Annotated in this window: 7 protein-coding genes and 3 pseudogenes; 5 read left to right on the forward strand and 5 right to left on the reverse strand. The window is 55.1% G+C overall.

Annotated features, from left to right (window positions below):
- The 4 genes and pseudogenes from BFP92_RS22960 to BFP92_RS22975 form a co-directional block, all read right to left on the reverse strand.
- Positions 1-1,175, reverse strand: a pseudogene (locus BFP92_RS22960) (aldose 1-epimerase family protein); the annotation flags it as partial.
- A gap of 256 nt (positions 1,176-1,431) precedes the next feature.
- The gene (locus tag BFP92_RS22965; protein WP_065931241.1) at positions 1,432-2,013 is read right to left on the reverse strand and encodes an NADPH-dependent FMN reductase; all 582 of its coding nucleotides are present in this window, start codon (positions 2,011-2,013) and stop codon (positions 1,432-1,434) included.
- A gap of 121 nt (positions 2,014-2,134) precedes the next feature.
- A complete protein-coding gene (locus BFP92_RS22970; RefSeq protein ID WP_065931242.1) occupies positions 2,135-2,878 on the reverse strand; it encodes an SDR family NAD(P)-dependent oxidoreductase in 744 nt (247 codons plus the stop codon).
- Positions 2,879-2,880: 2 nt separating this feature from the next.
- A complete protein-coding gene (locus BFP92_RS22975) occupies positions 2,881-3,738 on the reverse strand; it encodes an SDR family NAD(P)-dependent oxidoreductase (RefSeq protein WP_065931243.1) in 858 nt (285 codons plus the stop codon).
- 149 nt (positions 3,739-3,887) lie between these two features.
- Here BFP92_RS22975 and BFP92_RS22980 point away from each other — a divergent pair, with 149 nt between their 5' ends.
- The 5 genes and pseudogenes from BFP92_RS22980 to BFP92_RS32145 all read left to right on the forward strand — a co-directional run.
- Positions 3,888-4,853 carry a LysR substrate-binding domain-containing protein gene (locus BFP92_RS22980; RefSeq protein ID WP_238339902.1) on the forward strand — a complete coding sequence of 322 codons (966 nt, stop codon included), beginning with the start codon at positions 3,888-3,890 and terminating at the stop codon, positions 4,851-4,853.
- Between the two features lie 250 nt (positions 4,854-5,103).
- On the forward strand, positions 5,104-6,747 hold the full coding sequence (locus BFP92_RS22985) for a GMC family oxidoreductase (RefSeq protein WP_065931245.1): 1,644 nt from the start codon (positions 5,104-5,106) through the stop codon (positions 6,745-6,747).
- 138 nt (positions 6,748-6,885) lie between these two features.
- The gene (locus BFP92_RS22990; RefSeq protein WP_139114103.1) at positions 6,886-7,632 is read left to right on the forward strand and encodes an AAA family ATPase; all 747 of its coding nucleotides are present in this window, start codon (positions 6,886-6,888) and stop codon (positions 7,630-7,632) included.
- A 614-nt stretch (positions 7,633-8,246) separates the two neighbouring features.
- Positions 8,247-8,540 (forward strand): hypothetical protein, encoded by a 294-nt coding sequence (locus BFP92_RS22995; RefSeq protein WP_056859523.1) that lies wholly within the window; start codon positions 8,247-8,249, stop codon positions 8,538-8,540.
- A gap of 259 nt (positions 8,541-8,799) precedes the next feature.
- A pseudogene (locus BFP92_RS32145) lies at positions 8,800-8,913 on the forward strand (hypothetical protein); the annotation flags it as partial.
- A 15-nt stretch (positions 8,914-8,928) separates the two neighbouring features.
- On the opposite strand, the pseudogene BFP92_RS23000 reads toward BFP92_RS32145, so the two are convergent.
- Positions 8,929-10,143, reverse strand: a pseudogene (locus tag BFP92_RS23000) (aldose 1-epimerase family protein).
- Positions 10,144-10,289 lie beyond the last annotated feature (146 nt).

A 10,289-nucleotide genomic window follows, 5' to 3' on the forward strand; every position in this document is an offset into this window, starting at 1 on the left:
TCAGTCTCCCGCCCATCCTGAATCTCGCTCACCTGCTTCAAGGCCTTATCCACCGCGGCCTTATCCGCTAACAAGCTGTAGCTGATGCGGAACTGCTTGTGTTCCTTGGGCCCAATTGTCGGAACCAGGTTCAGTGGCCGCTGGTAACGGCGGTTGTAGGAAAAACTTGTCCCTGGCTCCAGCCCCGTGACATAGCCCTGGCCTTGGGTATCGGTGTTTTTCCACAGGGAAAACACCGGCAGTGTCTGGGTATTGAAGCCGACCGAAACGCCCAGGCTGCCGGCCTTGTTATGCAACACGGTCAACGTATCGCCCTTGGCATCGGCATACGGCACCACGTTGTACACCGTTTCGTCGTAGTCCTTGGTCGGTGCGCGGTAGGTTTGCCAGTCGGGCAGATCGCCCTTGGCCTTGTCGTTGAACGGCGACACCTGTTTCACCGGCGCGGCGAAACGAGCGCCTTGCTCCAGGAACGGGGTGCTGAAGTTGCTGTGATACAGCGCCTGGTATTCCTTCGGATAGTCGCCATTGTTGGTAAGGGTGTCATTGAGGGCGAACACGACGCTGCCGGGTTCGGTGACCAGTTCGGTCGCGACCGAGAAGTCGACCTTCTTGAACGCCTGCTCTTTCAATTCACCGCGCAGGGTGATGGCGTACGGTGGTTTTTCATCGATATGCAGGGTGACTTTGTTCGCAGGAATGTTGGCGGCCCGACCGTGCAGGGTCAGCAGTTCGCCGTTGTCGACGCTGGGGTGGCCGACCCATTCGTATCAGCAGCGGGCGACCAGTTCATTGAAACCTTCCAACCAACCCAGACCACCACGGCCATTGAGTTCGATGAATGACGGATTGACCACTTCCTTGACCGGAGAATCCCAGCCCATGCGCACACTGCCGACCGAGGCCTGCAAGACGTTCATGCCGCGAGTCGGCACTACCGAGAGTTTCATGGTGCCGTTATCGATATCGACGATGCTGACGCCCTCCTGGCGACCGCCGTGCAAGGTACGCAGGCTAACGCTGAAGGGCTTGTCGGTTTTTACTCCAAGTTGCTGGCTGTTGATCTGCCAGCTCTGGGCGGCTTTGTCGGTGTCGAGCAGAACGTAATCCCAGGCCATGGCGTGGGAGGCAGCGGACAGTGCGCTGAGGGCAACGAAGAGTTTGAGCGGGGTCATGGTGACAGCCTTTCTTGGAGTTGTGCCATTTTTATAAACTTGATGAAACGTTTCAGCAAGCTAAAAATGGACTCAGCGCCGACGAGGTAGGCAACGTGCAGTGAGCGTAAGGCAAAAACGATAATGTCGCTGATAGCCGCTTGCTGACTTTAGTTGCAGTCAGCAAGCAGCCATTAGCGGACACCAAGACTGTATGTGAAACCTGAGGCGACTCATCAACGCCCTTGATCATCCAAAGCAGAGACTTTCTACCGCCCTAAATTAAACCCGTTGACTTGGTGGTATTGATTTCGACCCACGCGGCAAAGGCGTGGATGAATTTCTTTAAGAACTGAGTAGTTCCGTCATCATTCAAATTCCCGTCCTCTCCCAGAAGCTTTGTCGCACCGCCGATATATGCTTCCGGCTGCTGCAAAAGTGGCATGTCCAAAAACACCATGGATTGACGCAAATGGTGGTTAGCACCGAAGCCGCCGCTGGCGCCCGGCGATACGCTTACGATAGCCGCTGGCTTGCCCGCCCATATAGACTCTCCATAGGGGCGAGAGCCAATGTCAATGGCATTCTTCAATACACCAGGAACTGACCTGTTGTATTCGGGAGTGAAAAACAGTACTCCATCTTTCGACGCCATGTTCTGGCGAAAACGAGTCCAGGCTTCAGGGGCACTCTCACCGTTTTCTTCCAAGTCTTGGTTAAACAGATTCAGTTCATTGATCTCGACTATTTCTAATAAAAGGCTGGGTGGCGCAAGTGCTATTACTTCTTGAGCAAATAGACGGTTCAACGATTCTTTGCGCAGGCTGCCGACAATGACGGCAATCTTTTTAGGCGACATGATGGGACCTTGATTTAAGTGGCTTTAAAGGGGTAATCAATTTGAAAAGAACACGTAAACGGACGTTGAACGGTGGCCGAAGGATGAGGACTGCCCCACCGCCTGGTCATGCGGGTCTGCCCTATACTTTGGCGGCGCCATTGACAACCAGGTGATGACCGGAAATCCAAGCTGCATCGTCACTTGCCAGGAAAAGCACGGCGCCTTCGACATCGGCGACAGAGCCCAAGCGCGCAAATGGCGACAACTGTGCCAATGCCTGATAGTCATTTTCCTGAAGGTTAGCGATGACACCTGCGTCGCGTAGCGGCCCCGGTACCACACCGTTCACCGTGACGTTACGCTTGCCCATTTCCTGCGCGAGACATTCAACGTAAAGCCGGCCAGCGGCTTTGCTTCCGGCATACGCGGTGAAGCCTGCGTTTGGTACGATCGTCGTCGTGGACGAAATCACGATGATGCGCCCACCATCGGTAACAAGGCGCGCACTTTCGCGAAGCGTATAGAAGGTGCCAAACACATTGGTTTTGGTGACAGCCTCGAACATCGCGTTATCGATTTCCGTGATCGGTGTGTCGATAAGCTCCCGTCCGGCATTGGCCACGACAATATCGATGCGCCCAAATCGAGCCAGCACTGCTGCGAATATGGCTTTGACAGCGTCCGGGTCGCTGATGTCTCCCCCAATGGCCATTGCTTGAGCGCCCTCAGCAACGAGCGCCTCGACATTTCGGTCGGCTGCGGCAGCGTCAGTGTTGTACGTCAACGCAACGCAAGCCCCCTCTCTGGCAAAACGACGTGCCAGGGATAATCCGAGCCCGCGCGATGCGCCGGTAATCAGTACAACTTTGTTGGTCATTCGCATGATCAGATTCCGTTGATGCTGCGTTCTGTAGAGGTTGCGTTGCCCTGCCACTGGACAAGTTCCTGCTCAACTTTGGCCATTTTTGCACGCATTCCGCCCATCGCATCGGCACCCAAGGCCGCGTGTACGGGTGGATTATCCGCCTCCATCAGGTTGATAATCGCCAAAGCCCCTTTTCCTGGAACATTCGGCTGCTTACCTTGCAGACCACCTATAGCTACACGGAACTTACCGACGGGTGTGCCTTCATAGTCATCGATTTTTTGCTCGACGTAAGCCAGTGAGCGCCCCGCAAATTGGGTCTCGAATACACCGATGGTCAACACAGTCGTGGCGATGTTAAAGGGTGCAAGTTCACCTGCCAGTGCTTCACCCAGGATGTCAGTAGCGCCCTTCGCGGCCGAGTACACGCCCATGCCCGGGTAGCCAATGAAGCCACCGATTGCGGAGAATTGAATGATGTGCCCGCTGCGCTGCTTGCGCATCGCAGGGGTCACAGCGCGAATGATGTTCAGGCCGCCAAAGAAATTCAGATCGAATACACGCCGCGCTTCTCGATCCGTCATTTCTTCAACCGCACCCACTGTGCCAGCGCCCGCACAGTTAGCGACAATGTCGATACGGCCAAAGTGAGCCAGCACCTGGGCCACACCCGTTTTGACCGCCATATCGTCTGTCACGTCTACCAAAACGCCCATGCCCTGCGCGGCATGTTTACCGTTATAGAAATCCACTTCTTCTTGCTTGCGAAAGGTGGCTGCGACCAGCGCACCTTTTTCCAGCAGTTGATGCACTAACTCGCGCCCCAATCCCGATGAGGCACCAGTAACGAGGACGACTTTGCCATTTATTGATTTCATTCTCTGCTCCGGGGTTTGGCTATTTACCGGATGTTAGGTATTGGGCCTCCCCCCAACAAGCCGGTTTGGCCAGATGCAACTTCCCGCTCATTGGACGCTCCTTCCCAGCGAAACATTGCCAAATAACCACATAGTTCTAGACGGTACCCTTGGAACTCTTCAAGATTAAAAATTGCCTTCCTATGATTGGGCCATACGTGAATCGGCTGGACCTGAACGATCTGTTTATTTTTGTCAATGTGGTCGATCGCGGTGGGTTTACTGCCGCAGTTGCAAGTACCGGTATGCCCAAGTCAACGCTTAGCCACCGCATGCAACAATTGGAGGGCGAATTAGGTGTGCGTTTGCTCAGCCGAACGTCGCGTCGCTTCGGTATGACCGAGGCAGGAGAAGAGTTTTACCAGCACGCGCTGGCCGCGCTGCGAGAAGCAGAGATGGCAGAAATGTCAGTGCGTCAGCGGTTGTTGGAGCCCGTCGGGACCATCCGGTGTACCGCTGGAGTCGCGACCATGAATTTCGCCATGGCGGGCATGATCGCTGACTTCCTTCGTGTCTATCCCAAGATCAATATGGTCGCTCATGCGGCCGATCGAACCATCGATATTGTTGGCGAAAATTACGACGTCGCCATCCGGGCGCATGAGGCTCCATTGCCGGACTCCGATCTTGTCCAGCGCATGCTCGGGGTCGCGCCCTGGTTTCTGTTCGCCGGATCAAGCTATCTGGCCGAACATGGCGCACCGGCCACGCCAGCGGAGCTAAGCAACCACGCCTCGATTTTCTTTGCGCGAGCTAATGCCCCCATGAACTGGCGGTTGCGCCATGTCACTCTATCGATCGAAGAAATTGCTGTGCCCATCATGCCGCGGCTGCAAAGCGAGGACATGCTCAGCCTGCAACATGCAGCCATCAGCGGGCTTGGGATTGTGGCCCTGCCGAGTTACATCGCGCGGGCGGCCGTTGCGCGTGGTGAGCTTCATCGAGTTCTGCCCGAATGGATAGCTGGCGATGCCAGGATCACTGCACTGGTACCTTCCCGCAAAGGATTGCTGCCGTCAGTACGTGTTTTCCTGGATCACTTGGCTTCGGAGTTTCCCAAGATCCTCTTGCTGTAAAGCCATCCTTAATACGCTGGGCAGATCGTTTCAGCGGCTTCTCCATGAATACAGCACATTTTTTTACCGAATACAGCAACTAAGGCGGCACTACCGAGCGGGTAGGCGCCGAAGATAGGGTGAGTTCTCGACGTCCATTCCACCGGACACAGATTCCAGAAACCCCGTCTTGCTGGGTCAGGTACGCGTTCCTACCATGGTTTCTTGCCTCTCATCCTCGACGGCACTAACGATACCTGATCTGGAATCTATGACTTTGACAATCACACGACGCGGCGCGATAGCTTTGGGAGCACAGGCAGTGCTGGTTGCAATGACGGCAGGCGCTGCTACGTTTGCCTCTGGTGCAACGCGCAGCTCCAGTAAAACTAAAGAGACGCCTCGGACTGGCAAGCAGTTTGATGTGGTGATCGTCGGTGGTGGATCTGCCGGTGCCGTCCTTGCAGCACGTCTCAGTGCCGACCCGCTGCGCAGTGTGCTGCTGCTCGACGCAGGTCCCGACTTTGCGCCCGACCGGTATCCAGCAGTGCTGACGAACGCCGACCTAGTTGCCGCTTCTCCCGAATACGACTGGCATTACCATAGTGACGACTCAGCTCGGATAGGTCACGACATAGCCATCCCACGCGGCCGAGTGATCGGTGGTAGCTCCGCGGTCAATGCTGCTGTGGCGATGCGTGCGCGCCCTGCCGATTTTGCGCGCTGGGCCGGACGCGGAATCGAAGGTTGGGCTTGGCCGGAAGTGCTGTCCGCCTACCGAGCGATGGAAAACACGCCCACTGGCGAAGATGCATGGCATGGCCGTACCGGCCCATTTCCAGTGCGTCAGCGCACTGCTGCGCAGAATACTGTCTCAATGCGTGCTTTCGTGGCGGCTGCCGAGTCAGTTGGACTGCCGCACGTGGATGACTTCAACGGCGCACGCCAGCACGGCGTAGGTCCCTACCCGTTGAATGTCATCAACGGCACCCGAATCAATACCGGCATGGCTTACCTGAGTGCAGACGTGCGGGCTCGCGCCAACCTCACTATCCGCGGCCACGCTGAAGCCGACCGCGTCCTGATAGAACGAGAACGCGCCATAGGTGTATTGCTAGTAGACGGCGAGATAGTTCCAGCCGGCGAAGTGATCCTGTCGGCCGGTGCCATAGGCAGCCCCGCTATCCTGCTGCGCTCCGGTATCGGCCCACAAGGCCATCTTCGCGAGATGGGAATCGCCACCGTCGCTGATCTACCGGTAGGTGAACGGTTGCAAGAACATCCGTTTTTCTTCAACGTCTACGCGCTGAAGACCTCCGCAATTGCTATGACCCCAGCCGGCGGCGCTATCGCCTGGACTCGCTCGCAACACGCCGCACCGGACGATCTGGACTTACATATCTCCGGTACACACCTGATCGACCCAAAGGCAAGCCCTACCGGCGGTGCGATAGTGTTGGCATGCGCCGTCACATTACCTAAATCCAACGGTAGCGTACGCTTGACCAGCCGTGACCCCCGAGTTGCGCCGAACATTCGGTACAACTTTTTTGAACAGGAAAATGACTTGGATCGCATGGTCGAAGCAGTAGAACTGTCTCGCAAGATTGGCCGCAGTGCACCGTTTGCTGACTTGGTTGACCATGAAATGACACCGGGTAGCAGCGTACTTGAAGGCAAGGCTTTGCGACAAAACATCGTAAACAATGTCGCCGGCTATCAGCACCCCACCTCGAGCGTGCCGATGGGCGCGGACGGTGACAAGGCCGCCGTAGTCAACAATTGGGGCGCGGTGCGAGGTATCGCGGCACTGCGTGTTGTGGATGCCTCTATCATCCCGGATATCCCGTCGGTGGCGACAAATCTTACTACGATCATGCTAGCCGAACGCATTAGTGCGCACCTGACTTTATAATTGACCCGAGCGCAGAGTGCTGGAGATATGTGGCACTAGTCAAAAATGCCCGCCCTAAATAAAGGCTATTTATGATAGCCTCACCCATCACTTATATAAGTGTAATCCTTACATAAGAAAGCTACAGCCAGGATATTAATGCCTTATATTAAAAATATTGAAATCCTGGAGAGTTATAGAGAAGAAAATAGCTTTCCATTCTATTTGCCTTCAATTCAATCAATTAGCAAGATCGAGCTCCACCCCACAATAAATTTTTTCGTTGGCGAAAACGGTAGTGGTAAGTCAACGTTGCTTGAGGCTATTGCATTGTCATGTGGCTTCAATCATGAGGGAGGCAGTAAGAATTTTAGATTTTCTTCCAGCGATGAAAACTCTTTACTGTCTAAGGCATTGCGTTTGTCACGCACAGCGAAGCGACCTCGAGATGGCTATTTTTATCGCGCAGAAAGTTTCTATAATGTAATTACCGAGATGAACAAGTTGGATTGCGGGCCCGGCGGGCCACCCATTAAGAACTCATACGGGGGTAGCGATCTTCATACGAGGTCTCATGGCGAGGCTTTTATGGATCTGATTATACATCGATTCAGAGGAAACGGATTGTATTTGCTAGACGAGCCTGAATCTGCGCTATCTCCCCAGCGTCAACTATCTCTGCTCGTCCGTATAGCTGAACTCGCAAAACAGCAATCTCAGTTTATCATTGCAACGCATTCACCGATTTTAATTGCTTATCCCGGCGCAAGAATTTGGGAGTTTACCGAGAGTGGATTAGTAGAAAAGCATTATACAGAGACTGAGAATTATCTCATCATGAAGAGTTACTTTTCCAACACTGAAAGCTTTATGAGCAAGTTATTTGATGAGAAGCATGACATTTAAACCATCCATACTGTAAAAGTCAGCGCTTAGAGAGCATATAAATTTTGGGGTGCAAAAAAATAGTGTTGGCAATCGCGTGTTGATAGATAGGGGGCTGATAAAACTTTAAATCGGGTTACCGTCTTTAAGAGCAGGTATCAGACAGGTCTTTTCACCCAGTTACGCCAGTCGCCTGCCGACAGATTTCTGCCAATTATGCACACAGACCTACAGAAGCTACCGCCGCAAACGACTGAGCAGGCCGAATGCGCATGGCCGTTCAGGCCTGTGAAACCAGCCAAATCTTCCGAACCTAGGGGTAGGAAAGTTAATGACTGAGGTTGATACATCCTCTCAGTTGCACCCTGGCTAACCACACCTTATAGTTCGCCCCGTCGCCGACCTCGGTCAGCGACCGGGTTTCGCAGCCCTACCAAAATAGAATCAACCTGCACAGTCATCAGACCCTCAGGCGGAGCCCGCCTGCGTCTTGTTTATGGCGGCTGTGCGTGGGAGACCTTCGGGTCTGCCGGGGGTGATTCTTCCTGGTCTGCGAACCCGCGCACAGTTGCCACCCAGGCTGTTTCGCAGCAGCAAGGTGGCAGTTCTTTTTACCCAAAATAGAATCGAACCTTATGACTACTCAACACCCGCCCCGCCGCTTCACCCCCATGTCTCAAACCGCAACCGAATACCCTGTCCTGCTCATCGACAGCGACGCCCCGCTCAGCGAGCTCCACGCCTGCGCCAGCGAGCGTCTTAATGCTGCCCTCGCCTACCTGCATCTGATGGCCTGTTCCAATGTGTCCGACTATGCCGAGCATGACGTGAATACCGTCGCCAACACCGCGCGGATCATGATCCAGGACGTGTCGGATGTGTTTACGGTGATGGAGCGACGCGGGTTTGATGTGCCTGCTGTGAGTTGATGTGATGTGAGCTGTGAGGAAACCCGCTTTGGCGGGTTTTCTGGTTTTTGTGGGGCTGGAAATGGGGGGTTGATCCAGCCTTGTTGGTGGCTGTGCCGCCGCCCTCGCTGCCTCGCTGGGGCTCGAGAGCTCCCACAGTTTGGTGTGTGCTCGTCACCGGTTTGGCGTAATTTTGGGGGCTCAGCTTCGCCATCCGATGCGTGCCGATGATTGTATGTCGCGAGAGGCCGTTTTGGGCCTAAGGCCGGCAGTGCCCAAATCGTTGCGAGCAGCCCATCAACTGCCCAAGGTCACACGCTCGCTGGCGGCCCTTGAACAAGCCGATGGGATCAGACGCGAACACTTGGCCGAGGAGCTGCAATATCGGCCGACAATGCCCCAGCCGGTGTCATTCCTTGCTCAGATCAACCAACGGCGTCTGCCGCACTTCAGTCTCCCGCCCATCCTGAATCTCGCTCACCTGCTTCAAGGCCTTATCCACCGCGGCCTTATCCGCTAACAAGCTGTAGCTGATGCGGAACTGCTTGTGTTCCTTGGGCCCAATTGTCGGAACCAGGTTCAGTGGCCGCTGGTAACGGCGGTTGTAGGAAAAACTTGTCCCTGGCTCCAGCCCCGTGACATAGCCCTGGCCTTGGGTATCGGTGTTTTTCCACAGGGAAAACACCGGCAGTGTCTGGGTATTGAAGCCGACCGAAACGCCCAGGCTGCCGGCCTTGTTATGCAACACGGTCAACGTATCGCCCTTGGCATCGGCATACGGCACCACGTTGTACACCGTTTCGTCGTAGTCCTTGGTCGGTGCGCGGTAGGTTTGCCAGTCGGGCAGATCGCCCTTGGCCTTGTCGTTGAACGGCGACACCTGTTTCACCGGCGCGGCGAAACGAGCGCCTTGCTCCAGGAACGGGGTGCTGAAGTTGCTGTGATACAGCGCCTGGTATTCCTTCGGATAGTCGCCATTGTTGGTAAGGGTGTCATTGAGGGCGAACACGACGCTGCCGGGTTCGGTGACCAGTTCGGTCGCGACCGAGAAGTCGACCTTCTTGAACGCCTGCTCTTTCAATTCACCGCGCAGGGTGATGGCGTACGGTGGTTTTTCATCGATATGCAGGGTGACTTTGTTCGCAGGAATGTTGGCGGCCCGACCGTGCAGGGTCAGCAGTTCGCCGTTGTCGACGCTGGGGTGGCCGACCCATTCGTATCAGCAGCGGGCGACCAGTTCATTGAAACCTTCCAACCAACCCAGACCACCACGGCCATTGAGTTCGATGAATGACGGATTGACCACTTCCTTGACCGGAGAATCCCAGCCCATGCGCACACTGCCGACCGAGGCCTGCAAGACGTTCATGCCGCGAGTCGGCACTACCGAGAGTTTCATGGTGCCGTTATCGATATCGACGATGCTGACGCCCTCCTGGCGACCGCCGTGCAAGGTACGCAGGCTAACGCTGAAGGGCTTGTCGGTTTTTACTCCAAGTTGCTGGCTGTTGATCTGCCAGCTCTGGGCGGCTTTGTCGGTGTCGAGCAGAACGTAATCCCAGGCCATGGCGTGGGAGGCAGCGGACAGTGCGCTGAGGGCAACGAAGAGTTTGAGCGGGGTCATGGTGACAGCCTTTCTTGGAGTTGTGCCATTTTTATAAACTTGATGAAACGTTTCAGCAAGCTAAAAATGGACTCAGCGCCGACGAGGTAGGCAACGTGCAGTGAGCGTAAGGCAAAAACGATAATGTCGCTGATAGCCGCTTGCTG

The sequence above is a fragment of the Pseudomonas sp. 58 R 3 genome (assembly GCF_900006605.1).
Classification (GTDB): Bacteria; Pseudomonadota; Gammaproteobacteria; order Pseudomonadales; family Pseudomonadaceae; genus Aquipseudomonas; species Aquipseudomonas salomonii.

Excerpts from the sequence above, each read along its gene's own strand:
- BFP92_RS22975 (WP_065931243.1), bottom strand. The coding sequence starts at position 3,738 with ATGAAATCAATAAATGGCAAAGTCGTCCTCGTTACTGGTGCCTCATCG.
- BFP92_RS22965 (WP_065931241.1), bottom strand. The coding sequence starts at position 2,013 with ATGTCGCCTAAAAAGATTGCCGTCATTGTCGGCAGCCTGCGCAAAGAA.
- BFP92_RS22985 (WP_065931245.1), top strand. The coding sequence starts at position 5,104 with ATGACTTTGACAATCACACGACGCGGCGCGATAGCTTTGGGAGCACAG.
- BFP92_RS22995 (WP_056859523.1), top strand. The coding sequence starts at position 8,247 with ATGACTACTCAACACCCGCCCCGCCGCTTCACCCCCATGTCTCAAACC.
- BFP92_RS22990 (WP_139114103.1), top strand. The coding sequence starts at position 6,886 with ATGCCTTATATTAAAAATATTGAAATCCTGGAGAGTTATAGAGAAGAA.
- BFP92_RS22970 (WP_065931242.1), bottom strand. The coding sequence starts at position 2,878 with ATGCGAATGACCAACAAAGTTGTACTGATTACCGGCGCATCGCGCGGG.